Here is a 26237-nt window from a genome sequence, read left to right as displayed (position 1 = left end):
GGCGCGAACCCCGTCAGGAGCGGCGGGCCAGTGCGGCGAGGCGGGAGGAGAGACCCCGGGCGGGACCACCGCCGGACGCGCTCGGCGCCTGACGGGCGCGCCGGTGGGCGCGGGCGAGGTCCGCGACGACATGGGCGGCCTGGCGGTGTTCCGGGAGGGGCTCCAGGTGGACCCGGCCGCGCGCGGCCTGCGCGGCCAGCGCCTCGGCGAGCGCGCCGGCCTCACGGGGCCAGGGGGCGAGGCCGCAGGCGGCGAGGGTCGCGGCATTGGCCCGGCCGTGGCCGGAGATGACCTCGTAGCTGACCGCCGGCAGGCCCGCCACCAGGGCCTCGGTGAGGGAGAGGCCGCCGGCGTTGTGGACCAGCACGTCCGCGGCGCGCATCAGGGCGGGCACGTCGGTGCGCCAGCCGAGCGCGACGACGCCGGGAAGCGCGGCGAGGCGGCGGCGCAGCCGCTCGTTCCGGCCGCACAGGACGACGGGGGTGGCGCCGTCGACGGTGCGCAGCGCCTCGACGCTGGACGTGACGTCGCCCAGGCCCATGGAGCCGGTGCTGAGCAGTGCCAGCAGTCGGCCCTCCGCCACGCCCAACTCGGCGCGAAGCGCCGCGCGTTCAGCGGCGGAGAGGGGGACGGCGAAGGTGTCCGGCGTGAGCGGTCCGGCCGCCGCCATCGGAACGCCGTAGCGGGCCGTGCCCTCGACGGCGGTGGCCTCGGTGACGGTGAGGTGGACCGAGACCTGCGGGTGCACCCAGAGTCGGTGCGGGGCCGGGTCGGTGAGGTAGCAGACGGTCGGAGTGTCGAGGGCGCCGTCCTCGGTGAGCATGCCGAGGCTCTGCGCGGCGAACGGGAAGGTGGTCACGACCACGTCCCAGCCCTCGTCGGTCCAGCTCCCGAGCTGGCGCGCGGCGAGGCGGCACAGGTGGAGGGTGAGTGAGCGCACGACCGAGTCGTGCTCCTCGTTCTGGAAGAGCCACTCGAAGAAGCGCGGCAGCTTGCCCGCGCTGAACTCGTAGCCGTCCTGCAGCAGGCGGCGGTAACGGCGCGGAAGCGCGTCGAGGAAGTCGCGGCAGTCGACCTCGAGCCCGAGCGCGGTGAGCCGGCGGGTCAGTTCGTTCGCGGCTCCGTTGTGTCCGGCGCCGACGCTGCCGGTGACCACGAGCGCGCGGAGCGGCCGGTCCGCGGAGGCGGGGTGGAGCTCGCAGCCGTCACCGCCACGACGGGCGCGGCGCGGCCGGAGGGCCTGCACGGGGAGGGAGGGGACGGCCGGGGGCACGGGGGTCTGCACAGCCTGCATGGGTCTTCCGCTCGACGATGACGCCCCGGCGGGACAGCCGGGGCGTCGACCTTGGACGTGCTCGGACGTCCTGGGAGGGGAGGCACGACGACGGACGCAGGCGTTGCCCGTCGGGCCGTGCCGTACGTCTCGCGCCGTACCCTAGGCGAGATCCGGAGGCATGCCCTCCCAGTTCGGATGAGCGTCGAACGGCGAGTGGGTGAACTCGGGACGTCGGGCGGCACAGCCCCCTCGCGGCCGCACCGCACGACGCCACCCGGTCAGCGGGTCCGCCGACTCTCAGCCGGCATAGCTGCCCCGGTCGTACAGATCTGTCTCGGGCAGGACGAAGTGCCGTGCGGTGCGGGCGGTGGGGACGCCCGTCGCGGCGGCAGGTGCGGCGGTGACCGCCAGCGCGGCGAGCGCGGCGAGCAGGACCGCGAGCAGACGCTTGGCGCGGAGCTTCATGGGGACTCCCTTGCAGGGTTGATTACTTTCCGCGCTCATGACACTACGCAAAGCAATCCTCCGTGCACGGACAAGACACGCGGGACCACACCATCGGGTCGAGGCCCGAGCGGGCCGCTGACGCTCCGCCGTTTCCACCGATTCCGCCGATTCCGGCGCATGGCAGGTCAGCCGACCAACTCCGGTGCGCACCGCGCCGCGAGGGCGTCGAAGGCGGTGGGGCCGCCGGCGAGTGGCCAGGCGGTCGTGGGGGCGCTCTCCGTCATCACGCCAATGACGGTGTCGGCGTGCGCGCGCTCCGCCGCCCGTTGCGCGACGTCGCCGTGGGCGGCGAGCTCGGCGCGGCGGGCCGTGTGGAACTCGTCGACGCACGCGAGGAGTTCGCTCTGCCGGGCCGCATCGAGACCGCGCGAGAGGATCAGCGCGGCTGGACGGCGCACGCCTTCCTCCCGCGCCGCGACCAGGCGATCGTGGCCGTCGAGCAGCAGCCAGCCGTCAAGGCCGGTGATCCACCAGAGCAGGATCGGCGCGACGGCGCCCTCGCGGATCTGGCGCCGGTACGCGGCGACCCGACCGTCGTCGGGCGCGCTGAGCGGACGGAGCGGGACGATGCCGTTCCAGCCGTCGCCCCAGTCCAGGTAGGAGTACGGCCAGTCGGTGACCAGGTCGCCACCGCGGCCGTGCCAGGCGTATTCCGGTGGCGACCCCTCACGCAGCAGCCAGCGATCGACATGCAGCGGACCGTCGGCGCTCTCCGCGAGACGGTCGGCGCACCAGTGCGTCCAGTCCGGCTGCCGGCGCACCGTCGTGGCGCGTAGTGGCGGGAGGACTGGTCGATAGCCGGGCAGGCGGCCGAGGTGGACACCCTGATTGCCCGGCGCGAGCCGGCCGAGCAACAGCGGTCGGCCGCCCTGGCGTACCAGCAGCCGACCGCCTTCACCCATCTCCACGCGCAGCTGCGGCCGGTGCGGTCCCGTCGGTTCGAGGCAGAGCGCACGCCGACCGGCAAGCGCGTCGGCGAGGGAAAAGGTCAGATCAGTGCGCCGCATGCCCGACGAGTCCTCCTCGGTCCGCTCCGCGCGACGGGGCCCACGGGAGCATAGACGAGGCCGGGCCGGCCCTCCATCCCAGGGCCGGCCCGGAGTCTGTCCCCGTTCGGGGCGGCCGTCAGCCGAGGCCGAGAGTCGCGGCGGCCTGGTCGGCCATCGCCGACTCACCCGTGGCGTTCGGGTGGACCGGGACGTAGTTGGTACCGAAGAGGATCGGCTCGATCCAGCGGGTGCCGACCGGCTCGCACGCGTCGTGACCGTTCGAGACGGCGGACATGTCGACGTAGGTGACGCCGTTGTCGGCGGCGGCGCGCTGGATCGCAGCGTTGAGGTGGCTCTCCAGGTCCCGCAGATAGGGGATGTCGCCCGAGGCGATCGGCATCCTGGCGTAGCAGCCGGACACGGCCTGGGCCGGGACGATCCAGGGGTAGCCGAGGATCGCGATCCTGGCGTTCGGCGCCTTGGCCTTGACGGCGGCCAGGGTCGCGTCGAGGGACGCGTAGGTGGTGGTGTCGATGGTGTGGTCGAACGACGAACCGTAGAGGCTCTGGCAGGGGTGGCCGAAGCCGAGGGTGGCGATGCCGGCCGAGCCGCAGGCGAGGATCGCGTCGATGAAGGTGTTGCTGTCGTTGCCGCCGATGGTCATGGTGACCAGGTCGGTGCCGTCGTTCAGCGCGTCGAGCTGCGGGGCCACGCCGGGGTACTGGGAGCCGGAGTAGTCCTGGGTCTTGGCGCCGCCGCAGGTGACGTCGGTCAGGTTGAGCCCGAGTCTGTTCGCCAGGTCGTGAGGGTAGTTGAGCACCGAGCGGGCGCACTCGAGCGGCGCGCTCAGGTCGAGCGGCAGGACGCCAGAGCCTGCGCTGTAACTGTCGCCGAGCGCAACGTAGTTGAGCGCCGAGTCGGCCTGCGCCTGGGCGGGCAGCGCGAGGCAGACGCCTGCGACGGCGGAGACGGCGGCGGCCGCCGCGACCAGCCGACGGGAGCGGGGAGAGAGCGACATGCGGGGTCTCCTTGAACCGGGGGTGGGGCCGTGACAGGAGAAAAGACGGCGACACCAGGCGGGCAGGCAGGTGTCTCCGACGTTTCCGCTAAGTTACTGGCCGGGAAGTTACCGAGTGGTTCAACAGAGAGCAAGAGTCCTGACACGATTCATCGCCCGTGTCGCCGACCCCTCCTTTTCTTGACCGATCGTTCTCATTGAAGCTACGGTCGGATCATGGCCAGGACCAAGGAGTTCGACCCCGACGACGCGCTCACCCGGGCGATGGAACTGTTCTGGGAGCGGGGGTACGAGGCGACCTCGATGGCGGACCTGGTCACCCACCTGGGCGTCGCCAAGGCCAGCCTCTACGCCACCTTCGGCGGCAAGCACGAGCTGTTCACCAAGGCGCTGCAGCGCTACCTCGACCTCACCGACCCCGGCATCCTCGAGCAGCTCTCCCAACCGGGCCCGGCCCTGCCGCCCGTGCGGGCGCTCGTGGAGCGCTACGCCGCGGCGTCCGCCGAGGACGAGCGGCTGCGCGGCTGCCTGGTGGTCAACAGCGCGGTCGAGCTCGCGGGCCGGGACGAGGAGGTGGCGCGCCGCGTCGAGGCCAGCTGGGCACACCTGGAGGTGGCACTCACCTCGGCGCTGCTGCGCGCAAGGGCCCAGGGCGAGTTGACCGGGGCCGCCGACCCTCGGGCGCTCGCCCGTTTCCTGCTGGTGTTCCTCCAGGGAGTGCGCGTGCTGGGTCGCGCGCCGGGCTCCGCCGCCCGACTCCGTGATGCGACCGTGGTCGCGCTGGCCGCCCTGCGATGACCTTTCCCTGCCCGTTATTGAGACCGGACGTTCCAGTTGAGAGTCACTGGAGCATCAGAAGAGGATCACCATGACGTCCGCACGCTTCGACGACCGGGTCGTACTCATCACCGGAGGGGCCGGCGCCATCGGCGAGGCGACCGCGCGGACCTTCGCCGCCCTCGGCGCGACCGTCGTCCTCGCCGGCCGCGACGCCGAACGCCTCGCCACCACCGCCGCTCGGATCACGGCGGAGCTCGAAGCCGACGGCAGGGCGGGGGCCGTGGACTGGGTGCGCACGGACGTCACCGACGACGCCCGGGTGGCGCACCTGGTGGCGGAGGTGGTGCGCCGTCACGGCGGCCTGCACGTCGCGTTCAACTGTGCCGGGGTGCTGGGCCCGGTGGGACCGCTCGCCGACCTGGACGAGGCGAGCTGGCGGTCGGTCGTCGACGTCAACCTCACCGGGGTGTTCCTGACGATGCGGCACGAGATCGCGCACATGCGCGCCCACGGCGGCGGCACGGTGGTCAACATGGCCTCCAACATCGGCGCCCACGGCCGCCGTCCGGGCCTGGCCGCCTACGCCGCCACCAAGGCCGCCGTCAGCGCCCTCACCCGCGCCGCCGCACGCGACCACATCGGCGACGGCGTCCGCGTCAACGCCGTCAGCCCCGGCGCGAGCGACACCCCCATGTCCTTCCGCCCGGGCGAGTCACGCGCCGACCGCGACGCCCGCATCGCGGTCGGCGTCCCGGCGGGCCGTGTCAGCGACCCGTCGGAGGTTGCCGCCGCCGTCGTCTGGCTCGCCTCCGACGCCTCCGCGTACGTCGTGGGGCACGACCTGGTGGTGGACGGCGGCACCACGGCGTAGGCCCTGGCGCGCGAGCTCTCCCCGAGCGCGCGAGGCCCCGGCGGGATCCATGGCGGGATCCGACCGGGGCCTCATACGTCGGGCGGGGGCGTCAGCTCTGGCTGGGTCTCAGCTCAGGCTGGGCGTCAGGTGTGGCTGTGCGTCAGCTGTGGCCGATGGCCGGGTCGCTGGTCGAGGGGCGGCCGGTCTCGACGTGGCCGGCGAGACGGCGCAGCGCGGAGGGGTGCTGCTCGGTCAGCACCGAGACGTCGTACCAGCCGTGGGTGCGGCCGGTGCCGATGTGGTGCTCCTTGCGGGCCCCGGGACGCAGGTCCACGGTGGTCGGGTGCTGTGCGCCGTAGGCGTCGACGACGACCGCGCGCAGCGGTGTGCTCCCGTGGTTGGTGAGGGTGAGCCAAAGCTCGCCCGAGGCGCCGTCGTGGTGGGCGCCGACCTCCACGCCCCGGTCGGCCGGCTCGCCACGGAACTGACGCAGGAAGCCCGCGGGGCCGTGCACGGTCAGCTCGTACGGGCCGGAAGCCGGCGCGGTCCAGGTGTTCGACAGCTTCCGACCGGCCTCGACGGTGAAGCTCCACGGGCCGTCGGAACGCGTGGTGGAGGTGGCCAGGAACTGCGCCCCGGCGTGTCCGTGGGCAGCGAAGTCGAGCGTCAGCGCACCCTTGGCGTCCACCGAGCCGTCCACGGTCAGGTCGTACGGGAGCGGGCGCGCGGGGCGGGTGCCGGGCTCCTGCGTCGGCACGGCCGGGTTGGCCGGCGGGGTCGGCACGTAGTCGGGGTGACGGTTCGCGTCCTTCGGCACGTATGCGGCGGTGGAGGGCAGCGCCGGGGTGGCCGCGTCGTGGCGGCGGAAGTCGAACGCGGCCGTCAGGTCACCGCAGACCGCGCGACGCCAGGGCGAGATGTTGGGCTCCTGCACACCGAACCGCTGCTCGATGAACTGGATGATCGAGGTGTGGTCGAAGGTCTGCGAGCAGACGTAGCCACCGGTGCTCCACGGCGAGACGACGAGCATCGGCACGCGCGGCCCGAGCCCGTACGCGCCCGCCACGCCGCCGCCGGCGGTGTAGAGCTCGGCGCTGATGTCGGCGGTCGAGGCGCCCTGGGCCGCGCTCTCGGGCGCGAACGGCGGCACGACATGGTCGAAGAAGCCGTCGTTCTCGTCGTAGGTGATCAGCAGCGCGGTGCGGCTCCACACCTCCGGGTCGGCCGTCAGCGCGTCGAGCACCTGGGATATGTACCAGGCGCCGTAGTTGACGGGCCAGTTCGGGTGCTCGGTGAACGCCTCCGGAGCGACCACCCAGGAGACCTGCGGCAGCGTGCCCGCCTTGACGTCGGCGCGCAGCGCGTCGAAGAAGCCGTCCCCCGCGCTGGCGTTGGTGCCGGTGCGGGCCTTGTCGTAGAGCGGGTCGCCGGGCTTGGCGTTGCGGTACTGGTCGAAGTAGAGCAGCGAGTTGTCGCCGTAGTTGCCGATGTAGGCGTCGCTGGTCCAGCCCCAGTAGCCGTTCGCGTCCAGCCCGGTGCCGATGTCCTGGTAGATCTTCCAGGAGACACCGGCCGACTCCAGGCGCTCCGGGTAGGTGGTCCACGCGTAGCCGGCCTCGGCGTTGGAGATGACCGGCCCGCCGCCCTTGCCGTCGTTGCCCGTGTACCCGGTCCACATGTAGTAGCGGTTCGGGTCGGTGGGGCCGAGCAGGGAGCAGTGGTAGGCGTCGCAGACGGTGAAGGCGTCCGCGAGGGCGAAGTGGAAGGGGATGTCCTCACGCGTCAGGTGCGCCATGGACGTTGCACTCTTGGTGGGCACCCAGCGGTCGTAGCGGCCGTGGTTGAGCGCGCCATGGGTGGAGTTCCAGTCGTGCGGGAGGTCCTCGAGGAACTGCAGACCCATGTCGGGGGCGTCGGGGTGGAACGGCAGCACGTCCTTGCCGCCGCCGGCCCCGCCGTCGTTCTGGTACCAGACGGGCTTGCCGGAGGGCAGCGTGACGGGGTGCGGGTCACCGAAGCCGCGGACGCCGCGCAGGGTGCCGAAGTAGTGGTCGAACGAGCGGTTCTCCTGCATCAGCACGACGATGTGCTCGACATCGCGCAGGCTGCCGGTGGTCCGATTGGCCGGGATGGCAGCGGCGCGGGCGATGCTGGAGGACAGCGCGGTGGCGGCGGCCGTCCCTCCAGCGAGCTGCAGGAATCGGCGGCGGTTCAGCGAGGACATGTCGGCTCCGGGGGGTTTGGTGCGTCCGGCTTCGGATCCGGGCGAGGGTGAACCTGTCTGGACAAGTTCGCGTCGCCCGGAGGATTGTTCACAGGTCTGACGGAACGGTTCGGGGCCGTTCGGGGGCGGTTGGGCGAAGCCCTGACGAACGACGCGTGGGTAAGGTCGGCGCGCAGCGGCCGTGGACGAGCGCGACTGACGGGTGGTCAGGGTGCGGGGACGGCGAAGCACTCCGGCCTCCCCCGGCTCGACGGGCTCGTCAGGCAGGCGCGCAGGGAGCCGCCCCGGCCGAGCACGGGGACCATCGGGGTGTAGAGGAAGTCCTGCGCGGTGAACGCGTCCGGAACGCGTGCCGATCTGGCGGGCTCCCCCGCCGTGGTGATGGTCAGCACGTCGCCCACGTCGCTGTGCCACACGCGCGCCCAGGCGGCGCGGCACTTCGGGTTGTAGCGGATCTCGATCCCGGCGCCCGCGGTGGTCCGGAACACGCCCAAGCTCTGCGGGAGCACGCCGCAGTTCATCGCCGTCGGGTCGGCGCCGCCGCAGGCGACCCCGACGCACCCCACGGCGGGGCCTGCGGCGGTACCGTCGGCCGTGCCCGGCGTCGCGCCCGGGGCCGTCGCGGCCCCGCCAGGCCCGTCGCCGGCGACGGTCCGACCGACCACACCGGGCCAGATCAGACCTGCGGCGAGGCCGAGGATCGCGGCACAGCCCACTGCTACGCCGATGCGCAGCGCGCGCCGCGTCGCCCCCGATCGCACCCGCTGCGGCTGGTCGGGGACGGCTGCCCGATCCGGCCCCGGGGCAGGCACCCCCACCTGGTGTCGCTCGCGTATCGGCCCGTGCCCGCGGGTCGGCCCGGGCCCGCGGGTCGGCTCGGGCCCGGGGGTCGGCTCGGGCCCGGGGGTCGGCTCGGGCCCGGGGGTCGGCTCGGGCCCGAGGGTCGGCTCAGGCCGGCGGGTCGACTGCGGCGCGCCGGTCGACTGCGGCGCGGCCGACGGCAGCGGCACGCCGGCCGGCTGACGTCCTGCTTCCCGTCCGGCCCGCGACTGTTCGCCCGGGGCGGCGGCGGGCGGAGCCTTCGAGCCGGCCTCACGGTCCGCCAGCACGCCGGTCGCCGCCCGCGACGCGGCCGACCCGACGGCGCCGCGTCGGCTCCACTCGGCCTCGGCCAGCTCCCACAGCGCCCGCAGTCGCGTCTGCGGCGCGGCGACGAGCTCGGCGAGCGCGAGCACGGCCGGCCAGGGCGGCAGCGCCGCCCCGCTCAGGTAGCGGGCCCAGGAGGACTTGCTGAACGGGGTCTTGGCGGCGAGGGCGGCCAGGCTCAGTCCGGACTGCTCGCGCAGGGAGCGGAGCTCCTCGGTCAGACGGCGACACGCGGCGGGCGACTCGCTCACCCGCGCAACGCCGCCCAGGTCTGCGGGCCCACCTGCCCGTCGATGGACAGATGCCGGTCCTGCTGCTCCGCGAGGAGCGCGCGCAGGGTCATCGGCCCGAACGACCCGTCCACGCCGCCGGGCGAGATGCCCACCCGCTGCAGCAGGCACTGCACCTCGGCCACGTCCGGTCCGTCCATCCCGTCGATGACGGTGTCGCTGCTGGTAGCGCTGTTGCCCGCATACCAACGGCCGTCGGTGCGGGTGTAGTGGCAGGTGTAGTGGACGGGCGAGGCCGTGACGGCCGGGATCCTGGCGCCCGCGGCCTGCGCGGACGCCTGCGCGGACGGCTGCGCGGGCGTCGACGCCGACGTCGGAGCGACGGCCAGTGCGACGACGGCGCCGACCAGGGCGGAGACCACCGAGACCAGGACCGTCCTCGGGGCGGGCAGCCACGTCCGTGCCGAACGCGCGACGGGAGGTGCCGGCGGTGGCGCGTCAGCGGCCGACTCCGGGACGTCGGCCGCGCCGCTCCGCTGCACCCCCTCGCCGTCCCCCTCCTCCACGACGCCCTCCGCGCCGGCTGCGTCCCCGGAGCCCGGAGTTCCCGAGGTGTCCGCCGGGTCAGCGGTGTTCGCGGCGTTCGCGGCGTTCTTGATGTCCGCTGCGTCCGCGATGTCCGCCGGGATCTGAGCCACCGTCGGCGTCGCGGCCCGGGCGTGGGGCTGCGCAACGGGCTCGCGCCAGGCGCCCCGCGCCGTCTCGTGGAGCACCAGCAGCGGCACCACGTCCGCGCCGACGAGCGCGGCGAGGGCCTCGACGGCCTCGCCCGGCGGGAGGGTGCGCCCGCCCAGGTACCTCTCCCAGGACGAGGCGCTGTACCCCGTCCGCTCGGCGAGCTGAGCCAGGCTCAACCCGCTGTCGTCCTTCATCCGGCGCAGTCGTACGACCAGTCGCACGGCCACCGGGTCCAGGCTTTCGGGTAGCGCCTTCCAACGAGCCACGTCCCACCCCCGGGTTCACCGACGAACTTGTACTGTACCTGACGACATGGCGCGGGATCCGTACCGCTGCATCGTCATGGGACGACGGATCGACGCTGGTCAGCCCGTTGTTCGTACCGGAATCCCGTGAGTTGCCCGCAAAAGGTCGACCTGACCGGCCGGCCCGGCGAAGGATCCTCCCCAGCGGCGCCCAGCGTCGCCGGGACACCCGCAGGGCCGTCGCCGGCTCCCCGGATGACCCGCCTTCAGGTGGCCGCCGTGTCGGGCGGGCCGCCTCGCAGAGAGGACGGACATGGCTCTTCTCGCACGTCTCCGCACCCTCGCGGTCGCCGCGGTGACCGTCGTCGGGATCGTCGGCGCCACCGCCGCAACAGCTGCGGCCACGGCGCACCCCGCCGCGCCGGCCCTGCCCACACCGTGCACAGCGTCGCGGTGCGGACGTTCGCCGCCCAGGCCCGCCAGGCAGGCCTGACGGCGACGCAGGCCACCGCCCTGCAGCGGCAGGTCGACGCGATCATCGCCAAGGACGGCGGGCAGCAGGTCGCCGCGAACGAGATCTCCCTGCCGCACGGCGGCGCCGTGCTCCTCGCCCTGCCCGGCCACCGCTACGCCCGGGTCATCCCCGGCGCCGTCAACCTCGGCTTCGCCGTGGCGAGCCCGAACGACGACCGCACCGCCCCGATGACCCACCCGGTGCCCGCCGCCGGTGTGACGCCGAACTACACCGGCAGCGGCTCCAGCAACGGCGGCACCTGGTACTGGAACGGCACCTCCTGCTTCTACCAGTACATCTGCATGTGGCAGGGCCAGAACGGTACCGGCACGCTCTTCCGGGTCAGTCAGTGCAACCTCGACCAGGAGCTGCCCGGCTCCGGCTGGAACACCGGCGGCTCCTGGCTCAACAACGAGACGCCCGGCACGGTGGCCTACTTCAAGAACAGCGGCCACGGCACGATCTACACCACCCCGGCCCCGGTCTTCTGGAACAGCGACTACAACTGGCAGCCCGTCTGGTACGTGAACGCCTGCGCCTGACCGGCACCTGCCGGCCCACCCCTCGGTCCCCTCCGTCCGGCTCCCCCACCGCCCCGGTCCCCGTGAGCATCGCTCCCGGGGACCGGGGTGCGCCTGGCGGGCGCGAGCCGCCCGCGCTGGCAGACTGGTCACCATGCAGACGATCACGCTGAACAACGGTCTGACCATGCCCCAGCTGGGCTTCGGAGTCTGGCAGGTGCCGGACGCCGAGGCCCGCAGCGTCGTCGCGGAGGCGCTCGCCGCCGGATACCGCAGCATCGACACGGCCGCGATCTACGGCAACGAGAAGGGCGTCGGCCTCGCCCTGCGCGACAGCGGCGTGCCGCGCGAGGACCTGTTCGTCACCACCAAGCTGTGGAACACCGAGCACTCCCACGACGACGCGCTGCGCGCCTTCGACGCGAGCCTCGACCGGCTCGGTGTCGACTACGTCGACCTGTACCTGATCCACTGGCCGGTCCCCTCCCGGGACCGCTACGTCGACGCCTGGCGGGCGCTGGAGAAGATCGCCGCCGAGGGACGCGCCAGGGCGGTCGGGGTCTCCAACTTCAACGCCAAGCACCTCGAGCGGCTCTTCGCCGAGACCGGACTGGTCCCGGCCGTCAACCAGGTCGAGCTGCACCCCTACTTCCCGCAGGCGCAGCTGCGCGCGCTGCACGCCGAGCACGGCATCGCCACCGAGGCGTGGAGCCCGCTCGGCCAGGGCCGCGGCCTGCTGGAGGACGCTTCCCTCGTCGCCATCGGCGCCAAGCACGGCAAGACCGCCGCCCAGGTCGTGCTGCGCTGGCACCTCCAGCTCGGCAACCTCGTCATCCCCAAGTCCGTCACCCCGGAGCGCATCCGGCAGAACATCGACGTGTTCGACTTCGTCCTGGACGCCGGGGACCTGGCCGCGATCGCCGAGCTCGACCGCGGCGGCCGCATCGGCCCGGACCCGGACACCTTCGACTGGATGGGCTGACCCGGCCCGATCCCGGCCCCGGCCCCGGCCCCGCCCCGGCAGGCCCTTGTTCGTCCTTGTTCGCCTGTGCCCGGCCCTGCCGGGCCCTGCTCGGTGCGCGGCTCGGCGCCTTGCTCGGCGCCTTGCTCGGCGCCCGGCTCGCCCCGGCAGGACAGGACCCCTGCGTTCACGAAGAGTTCGCCGCCCGGGCGCGCCCCGGCCGCCCGCGGCGACCCTTCCCGGCGCCATGATGCCGAACCGCACCGACATCGCTCGCAGATCGCTCAGCCTCGCTCACCGATCGCTCACAGATCGCTTGCACGAGTCCGGCACGGCATCCGACGGTACGGAGGGGATCGGACCATGTCCGTTGCACCCACGGCAAGGACGGCGACCACAACAGCTCCGACAGCGACACGGGCGCGCCCGCACGGGCGGGCCGCCGCGGCCCTGTGCGCCACCGGCGCGGTCGTCGCCGGGCTGCTGCTGGCGCCCCAGGCGTCCGCGCAGAGCACCGCCCCGGCCGCGCACGCGCCCGGCGCGCCGCACTACGACCACGTGTTCGTCGTGGTCGAGGAGAACCACGGCTACACCGACGTGATCGGCAACCCGGCCGCACCCAACCTCAACGCGCTGGCGACGACCTACGGCTCGGCGACCGACTACAGCGCCGTCACGCACCCGAGCGAGCCCAACTACGTGGCCATGCTCGGCGGCAGCACCTTCGGCGTGCAGGACGACAACCCGTACTACGTCAACCAGGTCCACGCGCCCAGTCTGATCAGCGAGCTGGACAGGGCCCACGTCGGCTGGAAGGCCTACCTGCAGAACCTGCCGCACCCGGGCTACCAGGGCATCTGCTACCCGGCCAACTGCAACGGCTCCCCCGACAAGGACCCGCTGTACGTCTCCAAGCACAACGGGATCACCAACTTCACCTCCTCGTGGAACGCCGCCGACCGCGCCCGCCAGGTCCCGCTGGACCAGCTGGCGCAGGACCTGCACAGCGGCCACGTGCCGGCCTTCGGGTACGTGATCCCGAGCGAGTGCCAGGACCAGCACGGCGACCCGCCGTTCTGCATCGACTCCGGCAACACCGGTGGCGGCGACCCGCAGGACCAGCGCCTGGTCGCCCAGGGAGACGCGGAACTGGGACACCTGGTCGCGCAGATCACCGGCGCCTCGTTCTGGGCCCACGGGAACAACGCGATCGACATCGTCTACGACGAGGGCGACGACAACGGCGGCGCGGGCGGCGGGCGGACGGTGAACGTCGTCGTCACCAGCCACGGCCCGCGCCACGTCCAGGACGCGACGGCGTACAGCCACTACTCGCTGCTGCGCACCCTTCAGGACGACTTCGGCGTCGCCTGCCTCCAGCACTCGTGCGACGCGGCCACCGCGTCGATGGGACCGCTGTACGCGGTGACCGGCCACGGGTCGCCCGCGCAGGCGTTCCGGCCGCGTCCCGTGCCCTCGTACGCGACGCCCTCGCCGCTGCCACCCGAGCCGGTCACCATGACCACCGACAGCGCCTCCGCCGCGGGCTGGACCGAGCAGCCCGCGCCGATGCTCGGCACGGCCGACAACTCCTTCGGCGCCGTCGCGGCCGTCTCGCCGACGGACGTGTGGGCCGTCGGCAACTTCATGCCGGACACGCCGGACAGCAACCAGGACGCCACGCTGAACAAGGCGGCGCACTTCGACGGCACCCGCTGGACCTCCACGCCGATCGGCGACGTGGGCAGCAACTTCGACACGCTCTTCGGCGTCGCGGCCGTCCCGGGCCGGGCCTGGGCCGTGGGCGTGGCCGTGGACGCGCACGACCGGACCCACAGCCTGGTGCAGGCCTGGGACGGCCACGCCTGGCACCCCGTCGCGTTGCCGAAGCTGGACGCGGTCCACGACACGCTCTACTCCGCGACCGCCGTCTCCGCGCACGACGTGTGGGCCGTCGGCGACCGCGAGAACGCGGACGGCACCTTCGGCAACCTCGTGGAGCACTTCGACGGCCGCGTCTGGTCGGTGGTCCCCGTCGCGGACCCGGGCGCGACCGGGAACCACCTGTACGGCGTCACCGCGCGTGGCGCGGACGACGTGTGGGCGGTCGGGCAGCGCGACGGCGTCGCGGGTGACGGGCCGCTGGTCCTGCACTTCGACGGCCACCGCTGGTCGGTGGTGGACGTCCCGGCGGCCGGCACGACCGGTGCGCTGCTGCAGGGCGTGGCGCTCGGCGCCGGCGGCCAGGTGTGGGCGGTCGGCCAGAGCGACGACGCCAGGCACCAGGCCCGTCCGCTGGTGGTCCACTTCGACGGTCACCGCTGGTCCGCGCAGCAGCCCTCCGGGCTCGGCTCGGGCTTCAGCAACGTCACCGGGGTGGCCCTCTCGCACGGCGTGCCGTACCTGGTCGGCAGCTGGTACGACGCCGCGACCGGCAACCAGACCCCGCTGGTCGCCAGGCCGGGCGCGGACGGCGCCTGGCGCGCGCTCGCCGCGCCCGATCCGGGCTCCGGCGACACTGTCCTCGGCGGTGTCGCAGCCGCACCCGACGGCGAGCTGTGGGCGGTCGGCTACGCAAAGGGCGCGAACGGGCGGATCCCGCTGGTCGAGCACCGCGGCTGACCGGCGCCGACCCACGGACGCACCGACGCGGCCCGTCCGGGCACGCCCACACGGGCGCCCCGGCCGGGCCGCGCACTCTTTCGAGTGATCGAAGTTCAATTCGTGCGCGGAGCGGCCGACCGGGCGGTTGGATCACTGACATGACGGTTGTTCAGAACCTCGCGAAACTCGGCGCCGGCCTGGCCCTGCTCGCCGCGACCTGCGCCTTCACCGGCACGCCGGCCGCCGCGCACACCGACTCCCACCCCAGCGACTCCTGCTCCGCCGCCTTCGAGAACGGAGACGCCCGCCTCGGCCCCGCGCACCTGCCCACGGTCGGCCCGGTCGGCCGCGAGCTGCACGGGTACCACCGTACGGGCGGCGCCTCCGTGCCGTCCTTCCTCGCCCAGTTCTGGGATCCGACGGCCAACGGCGGCACCGGGGGCTGGATCTACCCTCCGCAGAACGGCTACCTGCTGCGGCCCGACGGCTCCCCCATCGAGACCCACGAGCGCCTCGCCCCCGGCCAGGACCTCGACCGGTACGGCAGTGAGTACGGCGCCTTCCTCGCCCCCGAGGGCTCCGCCTACGCCTCGCGCTCCATCCCGCCGCAGAGCCTCGACGGCCAGCCGCCCGCCGGGTGCAACTACCACACCTACAAGGTGCTCAAGCCGTTCACGGTGGACGGCGGCCCCGTCGCGCCGTGGTTCGACCAGCCGGGCCTGGGCTGGCAGTACCAGCTCGACTCCACGCTCGTGCCCGGAGCGCCCGCCCGGCTGAACGTCCTCTGGCTCGTGGACAACGGCTACCTGGAACGGCTGGTGTGATCCGGCCCCTGTGAGCGTCGTGTCCGATCGGGCCGGGCCGGGCCTGATCGGACACGACCCGTCCCGGGCCGGGCCCGCGGATTCCCTGGCCTCCCCGTCCTGGCCCCTGGTAGGAAGGGCCCATGAGCGGAGACGATCACCACCACGCACCGTCCACCACCGCCGACGGCAACGACCACGCCGTCGAGCGGGCCATGGCCCATGTCGCGGCGCTTTCGCTCGGCGCGGCCGTGGACGACACGCTGCGGGTGACCTTGAACTTCCACCCCGACCGGCTGACCGCCACTGGTGTGCCGCTGCTGGCGAGGCTGGCCGAGGACGGCGTCTACCACTCCCAGTTCGTCACCGGCACGAGCAACGGCGGCCTCACCGCCCACCCGGGCGGGGACCGCTGGCGCTGGGAGAGCCGGATCTTCGGCGGCGCCTACGACACCGAGCCGGACACGGCGCGCCCGGTCTACGGAGCGCTCAACGTGCGCGGTCGCAGCGTCGGCGGCGCACCACGGTTCGGCTCGGCCCACCTGCGGCTCACCGCCGAGGCCGTGGGCCGGGCGACGTTCTGCTACCCGGACAGCTTCTACGAACCGTCGACCTTCGGGGTCGCCGCCGCCGGGTCCGCCGTGGTCGAGGCGGCCCTCGCGGATGCGGTCGAGACGGATCCGATGGACGGCTACGTGGAGGCGCAGGTTCACGGCCCGGTCCTGCTGGAACGGGACGTCGAGGCGCTGGTGCTCGATCCGTGCTTCCGAGACACCGAGGTGGAGGCCCGGGCCCGGCTGCTGCCGGTGCCGCTGGAGTGGCACGGCGGCTTCCGCCTCACGGTGGCCGAGCTGCGGCGCCATCCCGACTACCGCGGGCCCCGGTTCGTCGAGCTCGGCGCGCGGATCGCGGAGGCGGGCGTGCTGGATCCGCGGGTCGTCGGCGACGCGGTGCGGGCCGGTGCGGACGATCCGCAGGCGCTGAAGAAGGTCTGGCACTACCTCGCGCACTTCGGCGCGCCGCAGGCGTGACGGTGCACCAGCTGACCGGCTGACGGCGCCGACCCTTCGGCCCCGTCGGCCGGCGGTCTTGACTACGCGTCGGCGCCGTCGGCCTTGATCAGACCGAGCACCTCTTCGGCGCAGCCCCAGGAGACGGTGACGCCCGCACCGCCGTGCCCGTAGTTGTGCACAAGCAGCCCACTCCTGGCGGTGTCGGGCCCGCGCTCCGTCCCCAGACGGACCTCTTCGCGCGCGGGACGCAGGCCGACGCGGGTGCCCAGCACCTCCGCGCCGCGCAGTTCCGGAAGGACGGCCGTGCAGCGCCGCAGGATCGCCTCGGTCGTCTCCGGCGAAGGCGCGAGGCTCGCGTCGCCTCGGTCGGCCGTGCCGCCGAGCACGACGGTGTCGCCGTGGGGGAACGCATAGAGCAGCTCCGCGTCGGGCGTCTCGTCGACGAAGAACTCCCGCAGTGCACCGCTGCCCACGACGACCACCTGCCCGCGCACGGGCGTCACCTCGGGGTCCGGCACGAGCGTGCGGGCGCCCGCACCGGTGCAGTTGACGACGACCGGCGCCTGCGTGCGGGCCTCGGCAAGGTCGGCGTACCGGTGGGCGCGCACCTGTCCCCCGGCCCGCTCGAACCGTCTGCGGAGCCACTCGAGGTAACGTGGCATGTCGAGGACCGGGGCCCGGAACTGCCACCCGCCGATATACCCGGGGCGCAGCTCGCCCTTCTCGCAGGGCCGCGCCCCGACCGCCACGGCCCACTCCGGCGCCGCCAGCGGCGCGAGCGACTGGTGACTGCCGGTCATCAGCCGGACGCCGGTCTCCGACGACTCCTCAGCGAGCTCACCGAAGACGGCCAGGCTCACCCGTGCCCAGTCCGCGACCCGCTCGGCGGGCCCGATCATGAACGGCCCCCAGGTCGCCCCGGCCGCCACGGATGTCGTCCCTCCGGGCGGCCGCTCGGCATCCACCCGCACCTGCAGGCCGGCCTCCGCCAGCACCACCGCCGTCGTCAGCCCGATCACCCCGGCCCCGACCACCACCACCTGCGGCCGCTCCACGCCACTGATCGTCTCCATGCTCCGACGATCGCACACCCGCTGCCCCACCGGGAGGGGCGCACCGGCGCGCCTGCCCTGTGCCGCCTCAGCCGGCAGAAGCCACTGCGACGGCCACCACCTGGGAGAGGGACGAGAACGACGGGCCGCCCCAGGAGTCCTCGCGGGCGTGGGCGTCGTTGGAGGCCCAGTCGTCCGCGCGCAGCATCACAGCCGTCATGCCCTCGCGGGTCGCGCCGGTCAGTTCGCTGCCGCCGCCGTCGCCGACGTAGAGGCAGGCGCTCGGCGTCACACCCAGCTCGCGAGCCACCTGGCGGAACAGCTCCGGGTCCGGCTTCCGGCGCCGCTCGTGGCAGGACAGCACGACCGAGTCGACTAGCGGTGCCAGCGGCAGCGTCGGCCAGCTCTGCTCCAGTTCGACGGTGCAGTCGCTCACCACGCCCACCCGAAGCCCGTGTTCGCGCAGCCGCATCAGCGTCGCAATCGCGTCGGCACGCAGCACGAACAGCTCGCGCTGGGAGGTGAGGCGTGCAGCGACAGACGCCGCCAGCGCGGCCTCGGTGGGCTCCGCGTCGCAGCGCCGGGCCAGCACGCGAAAGGTCTGCGACAGATCCCCGAGCGCTCCGACCGCCCGCTCGGGGAAGGACTCGTCCAGGACCCGCCGCCACTCCGGCACGGGGATCCCCAACGGCGCCGCGCTGCGCGCCGCGTGCTCGTCCCAGACGGCGGCCGGAGTGCTCGGCGTCAGCGTGCCGAAGAAGTCGAAGACCACAGCGGAGTAAGCCATAACGGGACCCTACCGGCGGACGCAGACCGTTCGGTCGGGCCGGTCACGGAGCGGTCGGCGAGCCCGGTTCCGTCAGGACCTCCTCGGGGTCGTCGAGGTGGACCTGGGCGGTCGCCAGCACCGCCGCGCGGTTGCGTCGCCAGAGGACGGCGAGCAGGAGCAGGCCCGCCGCCGTCCAGACGCCGGCGATGGGGCCGGCATAGGAGACCGGTGTGGTCAGCTTGCTGACGAAGGAGAAGGCGGGGATGCCGGCTGCGGTGAGCAACGCGGGGACGAAGGCCGCGATGCCGAGCAGCGGGAAGAGCAGGTGCCGCACCGGCCGCAGGTCGGCCCGGCGCCGGCGCAGGAAGTAGCCCGCGCAGGCGAGGTTGGTGACGATGTAGACGCACACGACGACGATCACGATGACGGTGGCGACGAGGTTGAACGCCGTCGTCGGATCGTAGGCGAGGCCCAACCCGAGCGTCGCGCCGACGGCGACGACCGTCTGCGCGGCGACGGCGACCACCGGCGAGCGGTGGCGCGGATGGACTCGGGCCAACGCGCGCGGCAGGACGCCGATGCGACCGAGCGCGAACGCGGTGCGGGTGGAGACCACCAGACCGGCGTTCGCGTTGGCGATGGTGGAGTTGACGACGGCGAAGAAGACGAGCACCCAGAAGAGCCCGAAGGAGGCGCGCGCCACGCCCTCCCAGGACGCGGCACCGGTCGTGCCGAAGCCGGAGAGCTTGTCGGGGCCGAAGTAGACGGACATGGCATAGGTCGTCAGGACGTAGACGAGACCGATGCCGATCGTCGCCCCGAGCACCGCGCGGCGGACGGTGCGTCGCGGGTCACGCGCCTCCTCGGCCAGCGGCGCGGCGGCCTCGAAGCCCGCGAAGGCCAGGACGGTGTAGACGGACCCGGCGACGACCCCGCCCAGCGCGCTCTGCCCGGCGGCGACATGGCCGGTGCCGAAGACGGAGACGGTGTTGTGTCCGGCCGCCTTGCCGATCAACAGGAACGCGAACAGGACGAAGACCGTGATCTCGAAGACGCCCAGCACCGTGCCGAGCCGCGCCGAGGCCCGTACCCCGTAGAGGCCGGCCAGGCCGATGATCGCCGCACCGAGCAGCGCCCAGGGCCACCACAGGTCGGCGGGGTAGCCCGGCCACTCCTGGTGGAGGGTGGTCGCGGTGGTGAAGCCGAGTTGGAGCAGGAGCAGGGTCGGGACGAGCGCCTCGACGAACACGTATCCCCAGGCGACGACGAAGCCGACGGCGGGATGCAGCCCGCTCGCCGCATAGACGGAGACGGACCCCGCCGCCGGCAGATGGCGGGCCAACTCGGCGACGCAGGAAGCGGTGAACAGGCACGCGACCAGGGCGATGAGCACCGACAGCGGCAGACTCCCGCCCGCGAACGCGGCGCCTGCCGGAATGGACGCGGCGATGGCCGCGCCCGGGGCCATCGAGGTCACGCTCTGGAACAGCACCTCCCGCAACCCGACCGCCTCACGGCGCAGGCCCGGAGCGGGAGGGTGGGAGAGGGATGACTGCGGCGGCTGGGACGGCTGTGTGGTGGCCAAATCTGACTCCTCGCTGGGCCGGGTGGAGCGGAGAGTCGTGCGACGTCAAGGCTAGGGCGCGCCGGAACCCACCCGAAAGGGTCGTGCACGGCTGGACGGATCAGGCGCCCCTGCGGATCTGGGCGAGAATGGATTCGTCCGTGATCCTGGTGTCGTTCGCGAGCAACAGGGCCTTGCTCAGGATCAGCGACAACCGCTCGTCCTCGAACGGCAGGAACACCCTCCCCGCACCCGCGCCCCCGGACGGCACGATGCACACGTACGCCCCACTCGGCTCCATCACCACGTTCGCCGACCCCAGATGGATCCGGTACGTCGCCAACTCACCCCGCACCACCAGATGCCGCGCCTCCACCACACAACGCCCCGCAATCCGCAGACGCGGCACGATCCGCCCCAACACCTCACGACGAACCAGGGCGGACGCGGTCAATTCGGCGAGGCCGAACCGCTCACGGTAGCTGCGTCGCCGCTCGGCATCGGGTCCGTCGGGATCGATCCAATCGGGGTCCGCCGCAATGGAGGTGACCGCCACGAACAGGTCGACGTCGCGCATGGCCTCGCTGAACACCAGCGGCGGCACTTCCTCCAGCCGTGCGTCACACCAACCGCTCTGCGTACGGCGCGCGAAGCGGACCCGGCCGGTGACGGCCAGCTCCGGATCGTCGTCCGAGAGGGCGTGGGCCAGACGGACCTGCCAGGCACCGCCTGCCAACGTCCGCTTGGCCGTGTCGTCGCCGCCTCCGTCCCAAGGGCCCAGCAGGTTGCTGCGCCAGCCGCGGGCGCGGAAGAGCGCGAACAGGCGCCGGTAGTGCACGAGATGGGCGGCGAACCGCAGCGAGTGGTCGCCCGAGGCGCGCTCGGCCGCGGTGAGCGGATAACTCTCCCTGAAGACCTGCTTGAACGGCTGGCGCAGCTCGGCGGAGACGAGTCGGTCCCGCCAGGACAGGACCGACTCCGGCTCGGAGCGCAGTGGATGCCACAGGCGCACGGACGCCTGCGCGGCGGCGTCCGGTAGCTCGTCCAGTGCGGGCAGCACCGCCTGCCAGACCCCGGGGCGGCACTCGACCTCCCAGACGAGCCGACCGGCGACCGCCACGGCCACGGGGTGGCCGACGAGGTGGGCGCGCCAGCGGTCGTAGCGATGGACCGTGTCGACGGCGTAGCCGCCCTCCAGGGCGCGGGTCAGGGTGTCGAGATGGGTGTTCAGCCGCTTCACCAGGTCGCGCAGCTCCCGCACCACGTCCGGATGGCCCTGTCGGACGGTGGCGGGAACGCTGCGCAGAGTCCGTCCGTCCCGCTCCCAGCCGAGCTCGGCGCGAGTGGTGACCCGGACGACTCCGGCACAACCGCCCACCTCTCGGCGCAGCGTTCCGTCCGCGTCGAGCTGGAAGTCGGGCAGGCGCAGCGCGACGTCAGTGCGTTCCGCGAGGGCCGCCTCGACGCGCCGCAGTGTCCGTTCGAGCTGCTTCGGCACCCCGGCATGCCGGGTGGTCGCGCGTGCCGAGCGGAGGGCTGTCACGAGCTCGGGGGTGGGGAACTCCTCCCCCGCCCTGGCGATCTCGTAGAGCAGCGCCTGCGACGGCAGGGTCCTGGCAGCAGTGGGGGCGACGACGACACCCGGCAGCAGGCGATCGAGCAGTGACGGCAACCACGGTTCGTCGCGCAGCAGCGCGACACGAACGGCGTTGCCGAGCGCATCGACCTCAGGCGCGGTGAAGGCCTTGTCCGCGCGGTACGGGACCGTTCCGGCGTGGATCGCCTCGATGTGCCGGGCGGCTGTCTCCAGTGCGTGTCGGGCGTACTCGACGTAGCCGTCGGCCGCGGAGAGCCTGGGCCAGACGTCGGGGAGTTGCGGCGGCGCGCTGTACCGGCGGTCCCGAGCGGCCTCGCACAGCAGAGCCTGCTGCTCAGGCGTGAGCGCTGCCAGCGCCGTCAGCTCGTCCACGACGATGGGGCCCGCGCCGGTGCCGAGCCGCTCCGTCACCTGGTGCAGCCGGGACTCCCCCGCCAGCCCCGCCAGGCGAGCAGGGCGTAGGGGGCACCGCGATGGCCGGCTTCGAGGGCGGTTGCGACCAGGGCGTCGGCGAGGGGCACGAGATCCGACGGCAAGGGACCGGTGCAGCGCAGGAGCGCACCCGCGGCTTGTGTCAGGTTGAGCCCTCCGGCGTCGGGCCCACGCGTCACGATCGCCTCGAAGAGGCGGCGGCAAGCGTCCGGTGTGTAGCGGGGCTGCCGCTCACGCACGGCGGTCTCGATGGCGTAGCGGACCGGGGAGTAGCCGAGGTCGCCCCTTCCTTTGGCCTCTTGGACGGCCACGAGGAGAGTGCCCAGCTCCTCGTCGGAGACCCGCGACAGGTCCACGGGACCGGCCGGAAGAGATGTGTGGTCCACCATCAGGCGCCCCTGCGGATCTGGGCGAGAATGGATTCGTCCGTGATCCTGGTGTCGTTCGCGAGCAACAGGGCCTTGCTCAGGATCAGCGACAACCGCTCGTCCTCGAACGGCAGAAACACCCTCCCCGCACCCGCGCCCGCGGACGGCACGATGCACACGTACGCCCCACTCGGCTCCATCACCACGTTCGCCGACCCCAGATGGATCCGGTACGTCGCCAACTCACCCCGCACCACCAGATGCCGCGCCTCCACCACACAACGCCCCGCAATCCGAAGACGCGGCACGATCCGCCCCAACACCTCACGACGAACCAGGGCGGACGCGGTGAGCTCCGCCGTACTCGCCGCATGCCAGTACGCCGAGTGGCGGTCCTCGCCGCGGTCGGACCAGGTCGGGTCGGCGGCGATGGAGGTGACGGAGACGAAGAGGTCGACGTCGCGCATGGCCTCGCTGAACACCGCCGCGGGCACCTCGGCGACGGGGGCGGGCTCCCAGCGTCGGCCGACGCGGCGGTCGAAGCGGACCTGGTCGGTGGTGGCGTGGTCGGGGCTGTATCGGAACTCCAGGTCGGCGGGCTGGTGGTGGAACCACACCCGCCAGGCCCCGCCGGCGAGCACGGCCCGGGCCTCGCCGTCGAAGCCGCCGTCGTGGTTGGAGAGGTAGGTGGCCTGCCAGCCGCGTTCCTTCATCAGGGCGTAGAGGCGCTGGTAGTGGACGATGTGCCCCGCGAACCGGTTGGAGTAGGTGCCCGTCTCCACCTCTGCCGGGGTCAGCAGGTAGACCTCACGGAAAGCCTGCTTGAAGGGCTGCCGCAGCTCGTCGGCGACGATCCGCTCACGCCAGGCGCGGATGTCGTCGACGGAAGCGCGCAGCGGGTGCCACAGGCGGACGCGGACGGCGGACCGCGCCGGACCGGTGCCGGGCGCGGCGGCGGTCCAGACGCCCTTGGCGTCGGCGAACTCCCAGATCAGGCCTCGGGTCAGCACACCGGTGACGGGGTGGTCGCGGTAGTGGCGGCGCCAGTCGTCATGGGGCCAGGTGCGCTCCGTGGACAGCAGCGCCTCCAGCCGGGCCCGTTCACTGGACAGGGTGCTGCGGACCTCCTTGGCGAGGGCCTTCATCGCCGTGAGCTCGTCCGCGCTCTGCTCCTTGACGACGGCGGGCGCGGTGCGGGAGACCCGGCCGTCGGGGGCGGTGAAGGTGACCCGGACGGCCTTGCCGTACTCGATGGCGAGGCGGATGCGGTGACCGCCGGCCACGACGCGTTCGACAGAGCCGTCCGGGGCCAGGCCGTGGTGGGGCACGCTGCGTTCGACGAGCTGCTCGGGTGTGACGCCGAGGCGCTCGGCGGCGGTGACCAGGGCGGTGTCGACCTGCTTGCGCAGCCCGCGGTTCTTGATCCGGGCCTGGAGCCGCCACAGGGCCTCCAGCGCCGACTCGTCCTCGACCCCGGCGAGTGCGTTGACGGCCGCGCCTGCCAGCTTGGGGTCCTCGAAGACGCCGCCGCCGCGCAGGCCGACGCGGAGCGCGAGCGCGGTGAGGTGCGGCACGGCGGCCGCGCCGCCGGTGAGCGCCGCGGCCCAGACCAGGCCCCGGGCCAGGTCACCGTCGTCCTGCCGGACGAGGTAGTGGTAGTGGTACCCCGCGCCCATGTGGGCATCGTGGGGACCGCTCCGCTCGCTGCACAGCGGCTCGTCCTCGGCCATGGAGCGCAGCACCTCGGTGAGCCGGACGCGCCCGGACACGGCGTCGGTGAGCTCGACGCAGGTACGTCGCCACCGCTGCGTCGGACGGGGGCTCGACAGCCTCCGCAGATGGTCGACCAGCGCCGCGAAGGCGGGAGTGGGCGCACGGTCGACCTCGTCGCGCAGCGGCGCGGCCCAGAGGGCCTGAGCCGGAATCAGCGCCCGCAGGGCCTCCGTGCCGTCCGCCCGACCGAGCAGGGCCTGCAACCGCGCGAGGAGCTGTTCCCGGTCCCGCTGGTGCTGTTCGAACTCGACCGCCTCCTCGTGGGCTCGGCGCAGCCACGGCGTGACCGCGCGGCAGCCGTCAGCGTCCAGTCGCGCGGCGGCGTCGAGGGCGAGCGCCAGGTCCTGACCGTTGTGGAAGGGACAGCGGCGGGCGCAGGCGTGGCGCAGCAGCACGCCGACCTCGTCCGTGGTCCAGCCGTCGATCAGCGGCACCAGCGGGGCCACCACCTCGCGGGCCGGACCCTGGTCCAGATGGTGGAGCTCCGCGCAGGTCACCACGGCGATCACCGCGGCGCGCAGCTCCTCCTCCGGAAGGACCGCGAGCCGCCGCCCGACCTCGGCCCAGCCCGCCTCCTTGCGGGCGCGGAGCTCCGTGTGGACCGCGTCGCCGGGCCAGGGAGTGAAGCCGTCGCGAGGGTCGGCCAGACGCTCGGTCAGGAAGTCGGCAAGCCAGGGCAGCCGGGCCAGCGCGGCCGCGCGCACCGCGTCCAGGACGCTGTTGTCGGGGATCCCGGCGACCGGGGCTGCGTCGATCATGGCCAGATCGTGGCACACGGCACTGACAGCGCCCGGCGGGAGCCGAACGGCCCTCCCGGCGGGGCGACCGGCGAGCGAGCGGGACGTCGGTCGGCGGCTTCAGGCGAGGCGGTCCAGGTGGGCGAGGACGGACGCGTAGCCGTTCTCCGCGCGGATCAGCGTGCCGAAGTGGCGGGCGCGGTCACGGAAGCGGTCGGCGCGGGCGGCCTGTTCCAGCAGGCGCGCGAGCGCCCGTGCGTCGAGGCCGCGCAGGGGGACCGCGCCCGGGGAGACGCCGAGCGCGCGCAGCCGGGCGGCCCAGAACGCGGCGTCGAACTGCACGGGCACGGGGACCGCCGGGACCCCGGCGCGCAGCGCGGCCGCCGTGGTGCCGGCGCCGCCGTGGTGGACGACGGCGGCGGTGTGCGGGAAGACCAGGGCGTGCGGCAGCTCGTCGACGGTGAGCATGTCGTCCCCGTCGGCCCGCAGGCCCGCCCAGCCGCGCTGGATCAGCCCGCGCAGCCCGGCCGCGCGCAGCGCCGCGACGAGGGTGGCGCTGGTGCGGGCGGGATCGGGGACGGTGGCGCTGCCCAGGCCCACGAACACCGGCGGCGGGCCGGCCGCGATGAAGTCCCGGACCTGGGGCGGCAGCTGCGCCGTCGGCGGGCAGTAGGGCCACCAGTAGCCGGAGATCTCCAGGCCGGCCCGCCAGTCGCGCGGGCGCGGGACGACGAGCGGGCTGAACCCGTGCAGAACCGGCCACTGACGTCGTTCGCGCGCCTGCCTGGTCGCGCGGACGCCGCCGGGCGGCAGGCCGAGGCGGCGGCGCAGGTCCCGGGCCGACTCGATGAAGATCAGGTCGAGGCCGGCGTTGACGGCCCGGCCGCTGAGCCTGTTGCCCGCCGACCCGAGCGAGCGCGTGCCGGTGACAGGGGCGACGAACTCGGCCGTGGGCGCGAGCGGCTGGAGGTACACGCCGAGGCTGGGCAGGCCGCACCCCTCCGCCAGGACGTGCCCGAGGGGTGCGAGGACGGCGGAGAGCAGGAGCACGTCGGCCTGCTGCGCGGGCGCGACGAGCGCGTCGGCGAGTTCGGCGACGTGGGCGCGCGCCATCGCGATCATCCTGGCCAGCTTGCCCAGCCCCGTGCTGCTGCGATGCAGGCCCCGCCCGGCGGCCGACTCCAGCTCGGCGCGCGGGTCGACGGGCAGCCCGTGGAAGGCGAGGCCCGCCTCGGCCGCGAGGACGGCGAACCGCTCGTGGGTCACCAAGGTCACCTCGTGACCGGCCTGCGCCAGGGCATGGCCGAGGCCCGTGTAGGGGGCGACGTCGCCCCGCGATCCCGCCGTCATCAACGCCACACGCACACGAACCAGTATGGCCCCGGCCGCGGCCGGTCAGCAGGGGAAGCACGCAAGGATCCCACCATCGGGGGACTCTTGACTTCTCGTCCACCCCGCCCCACCGTACCGTCTGACGCTCCATCAGATTTTATCGGCCCCCGCAGTCAGCTGACCGCACACAG

At 73.5% G+C, this 26237-nt stretch carries 21 protein-coding genes; 7 read left to right on the top strand and 14 right to left on the bottom strand.

Annotated features, from left to right (window positions below; genetic code table 11):
• Window positions 1-13: 13 nt before the first annotated feature.
• From BMY61_RS18365 to BMY61_RS18355, 4 genes are all read right to left on the bottom strand, one after another.
• The gene (locus BMY61_RS18365) at window positions 14-1294 is read right to left on the bottom strand and encodes an MGDG synthase family glycosyltransferase (RefSeq protein WP_052439312.1); all 1281 of its coding nucleotides are present in this window, start codon (window positions 1292-1294) and stop codon (window positions 14-16) included.
• Between the two features lie 279 nt (window positions 1295-1573).
• Window positions 1574-1741: a hypothetical protein gene (locus BMY61_RS46280; protein WP_161791336.1), complete on the bottom strand. Its 168-nt coding sequence runs from the start codon at window positions 1739-1741 to the stop codon at window positions 1574-1576.
• A gap of 167 nt (window positions 1742-1908) precedes the next feature.
• Entirely contained in the window at window positions 1909-2790 is an 882-nt protein-coding gene (locus BMY61_RS18360; protein ID WP_042456994.1) for a hypothetical protein, read from the bottom strand.
• 118 nt (window positions 2791-2908) lie between these two features.
• Window positions 2909-3790, bottom strand: coding sequence for an SGNH/GDSL hydrolase family protein (locus BMY61_RS18355; RefSeq protein WP_042456991.1), 882 nt, complete (start codon window positions 3788-3790; stop codon window positions 2909-2911).
• A gap of 216 nt (window positions 3791-4006) precedes the next feature.
• Between BMY61_RS18355 and BMY61_RS18350 the strand changes: the two genes are divergently transcribed.
• The gene (locus BMY61_RS18350) at window positions 4007-4588 is read left to right on the top strand and encodes a TetR/AcrR family transcriptional regulator (protein ID WP_042456988.1); all 582 of its coding nucleotides are present in this window, start codon (window positions 4007-4009) and stop codon (window positions 4586-4588) included.
• A gap of 70 nt (window positions 4589-4658) precedes the next feature.
• Complete coding sequence (locus tag BMY61_RS18345; protein WP_042456985.1) at window positions 4659-5441, top strand: SDR family NAD(P)-dependent oxidoreductase; 783 nt, start codon at window positions 4659-4661, stop codon at window positions 5439-5441.
• 142 nt (window positions 5442-5583) lie between these two features.
• On the opposite strand, the gene BMY61_RS18340 is transcribed toward BMY61_RS18345, so the two are convergent.
• From BMY61_RS18340 to BMY61_RS18330, 3 genes are all read right to left on the bottom strand, one after another.
• Complete coding sequence (locus BMY61_RS18340; RefSeq protein WP_042456982.1) at window positions 5584-7647, bottom strand: phosphocholine-specific phospholipase C; 2064 nt, start codon at window positions 7645-7647, stop codon at window positions 5584-5586.
• A gap of 206 nt (window positions 7648-7853) precedes the next feature.
• On the bottom strand, window positions 7854-9044 hold the full coding sequence (locus BMY61_RS18335) for a helix-turn-helix domain-containing protein (protein ID WP_075003963.1): 1191 nt from the start codon (window positions 9042-9044) through the stop codon (window positions 7854-7856).
• Window positions 9041-9988 (bottom strand): helix-turn-helix domain-containing protein, encoded by a 948-nt coding sequence (locus tag BMY61_RS18330; RefSeq protein WP_052439514.1) that lies wholly within the window; start codon window positions 9986-9988, stop codon window positions 9041-9043. The genes BMY61_RS18335 and BMY61_RS18330 overlap by 4 nt, the downstream gene beginning before the upstream one ends.
• 471 nt (window positions 9989-10459) lie before the next feature.
• Here BMY61_RS18330 and BMY61_RS18325 point away from each other — a divergent pair, with 471 nt between their 5' ends.
• The 5 genes from BMY61_RS18325 (at window position 10460) to BMY61_RS18305 (ending at window position 16440) form a co-directional block, all read left to right on the top strand.
• Complete coding sequence (locus BMY61_RS18325) at window positions 10460-11062, top strand: peptidase inhibitor family I36 protein (protein WP_052439513.1); 603 nt, start codon at window positions 10460-10462, stop codon at window positions 11060-11062.
• A 133-nt stretch (window positions 11063-11195) separates the two neighbouring features.
• Window positions 11196-12023: an aldo/keto reductase gene (locus BMY61_RS18320; protein WP_042459939.1), complete on the top strand. Its 828-nt coding sequence runs from the start codon at window positions 11196-11198 to the stop codon at window positions 12021-12023.
• Window positions 12024-12365: 342 nt separating this feature from the next.
• A complete protein-coding gene (locus BMY61_RS18315; RefSeq protein WP_042459936.1) occupies window positions 12366-14624 on the top strand; it encodes an alkaline phosphatase family protein in 2259 nt (752 codons plus the stop codon).
• 140 nt (window positions 14625-14764) lie between these two features.
• Complete coding sequence (locus tag BMY61_RS18310) at window positions 14765-15430, top strand: TNT domain-containing protein (RefSeq protein ID WP_042459932.1); 666 nt, start codon at window positions 14765-14767, stop codon at window positions 15428-15430.
• A 122-nt stretch (window positions 15431-15552) separates the two neighbouring features.
• Window positions 15553-16440 carry a DUF3626 domain-containing protein gene (locus tag BMY61_RS18305; protein WP_082015656.1) on the top strand — a complete coding sequence of 296 codons (888 nt, stop codon included), beginning with the start codon at window positions 15553-15555 and terminating at the stop codon, window positions 16438-16440.
• A gap of 62 nt (window positions 16441-16502) precedes the next feature.
• On the opposite strand, the gene BMY61_RS18300 is transcribed toward BMY61_RS18305, so the two are convergent.
• The 7 genes from BMY61_RS18300 to BMY61_RS18270 all read right to left on the bottom strand — a co-directional run bounded on the left by BMY61_RS18300 (window position 16503) and on the right by BMY61_RS18270 (window position 26064).
• Window positions 16503-17495, bottom strand: coding sequence for an FAD-dependent oxidoreductase (locus BMY61_RS18300; protein WP_342342526.1), 993 nt, complete (start codon window positions 17493-17495; stop codon window positions 16503-16505).
• 67 nt (window positions 17496-17562) lie between these two features.
• On the bottom strand, window positions 17563-18261 hold the full coding sequence (locus BMY61_RS18295; protein WP_042459929.1) for an HAD family hydrolase: 699 nt from the start codon (window positions 18259-18261) through the stop codon (window positions 17563-17565).
• A 43-nt stretch (window positions 18262-18304) separates the two neighbouring features.
• Window positions 18305-19828, bottom strand: coding sequence for an APC family permease (locus BMY61_RS18290; RefSeq protein ID WP_236656656.1), 1524 nt, complete (start codon window positions 19826-19828; stop codon window positions 18305-18307).
• Window positions 19829-19928: 100 nt separating this feature from the next.
• On the bottom strand, window positions 19929-21815 hold the full coding sequence (locus BMY61_RS18285) for a DUF4132 domain-containing protein (RefSeq protein WP_052439512.1): 1887 nt from the start codon (window positions 21813-21815) through the stop codon (window positions 19929-19931).
• Window positions 21812-22225 carry a hypothetical protein gene (locus BMY61_RS46275; RefSeq protein ID WP_042459926.1) on the bottom strand — a complete coding sequence of 138 codons (414 nt, stop codon included), beginning with the start codon at window positions 22223-22225 and terminating at the stop codon, window positions 21812-21814. The genes BMY61_RS18285 and BMY61_RS46275 overlap by 4 nt, the downstream gene beginning before the upstream one ends.
• Window positions 22225-24735 (bottom strand): DUF4132 domain-containing protein, encoded by a 2511-nt coding sequence (locus tag BMY61_RS18275; protein ID WP_052439511.1) that lies wholly within the window; start codon window positions 24733-24735, stop codon window positions 22225-22227. Before BMY61_RS18275 ends, BMY61_RS46275 begins: the two co-directional genes overlap by 1 nt.
• 99 nt (window positions 24736-24834) lie before the next feature.
• Window positions 24835-26064, bottom strand: a complete 1230-nt coding sequence (locus BMY61_RS18270) for a glycosyltransferase (RefSeq protein WP_042459950.1) — start codon at window positions 26062-26064, stop codon at window positions 24835-24837.
• Between the last annotated feature and the right edge of the window lie 173 nt (window positions 26065-26237).

The sequence above is a fragment of the Streptacidiphilus jiangxiensis genome (assembly GCF_900109465.1).
Classification (GTDB): domain Bacteria; phylum Actinomycetota; class Actinomycetes; order Streptomycetales; family Streptomycetaceae; genus Streptacidiphilus; species Streptacidiphilus jiangxiensis.
This window is presented reverse-complemented; position numbering and strand designations above follow the sequence as displayed.

Coding starts and splice junctions, on each gene's coding strand:
- BMY61_RS18365 (WP_052439312.1), bottom strand. CDS start 1,294: ATGCAGGCTGTGCAGACCCCCGTGCCCCCGGCCGTCCCCTCCCTCCCC.
- BMY61_RS46280 (WP_161791336.1), bottom strand. CDS start 1,741: ATGAAGCTCCGCGCCAAGCGTCTGCTCGCGGTCCTGCTCGCCGCGCTC.
- BMY61_RS18360 (WP_042456994.1), bottom strand. CDS start 2,790: ATGCGGCGCACTGATCTGACCTTTTCCCTCGCCGACGCGCTTGCCGGT.
- BMY61_RS18355 (WP_042456991.1), bottom strand. CDS start 3,790: ATGTCGCTCTCTCCCCGCTCCCGTCGGCTGGTCGCGGCGGCCGCCGCC.
- BMY61_RS18350 (WP_042456988.1), top strand. CDS start 4,007: ATGGCCAGGACCAAGGAGTTCGACCCCGACGACGCGCTCACCCGGGCG.
- BMY61_RS18345 (WP_042456985.1), top strand. CDS start 4,659: ATGACGTCCGCACGCTTCGACGACCGGGTCGTACTCATCACCGGAGGG.
- BMY61_RS18340 (WP_042456982.1), bottom strand. CDS start 7,647: ATGTCCTCGCTGAACCGCCGCCGATTCCTGCAGCTCGCTGGAGGGACG.
- BMY61_RS18320 (WP_042459939.1), top strand. CDS start 11,196: ATGCAGACGATCACGCTGAACAACGGTCTGACCATGCCCCAGCTGGGC.
- BMY61_RS18315 (WP_042459936.1), top strand. CDS start 12,366: ATGTCCGTTGCACCCACGGCAAGGACGGCGACCACAACAGCTCCGACA.
- BMY61_RS18310 (WP_042459932.1), top strand. CDS start 14,765: ATGACGGTTGTTCAGAACCTCGCGAAACTCGGCGCCGGCCTGGCCCTG.
- BMY61_RS18305 (WP_082015656.1), top strand. CDS start 15,553: ATGAGCGGAGACGATCACCACCACGCACCGTCCACCACCGCCGACGGC.
- BMY61_RS18300 (WP_342342526.1), bottom strand. CDS start 17,495: ATGGAGACGATCAGTGGCGTGGAGCGGCCGCAGGTGGTGGTGGTCGGG.
- BMY61_RS18295 (WP_042459929.1), bottom strand. CDS start 18,261: ATGGCTTACTCCGCTGTGGTCTTCGACTTCTTCGGCACGCTGACGCCG.
- BMY61_RS46275 (WP_042459926.1), bottom strand. CDS start 22,225: ATGGTGGACCACACATCTCTTCCGGCCGGTCCCGTGGACCTGTCGCGG.
- BMY61_RS18275 (WP_052439511.1), bottom strand. CDS start 24,735: ATGATCGACGCAGCCCCGGTCGCCGGGATCCCCGACAACAGCGTCCTG.
- BMY61_RS18270 (WP_042459950.1), bottom strand. CDS start 26,064: ATGACGGCGGGATCGCGGGGCGACGTCGCCCCCTACACGGGCCTCGGC.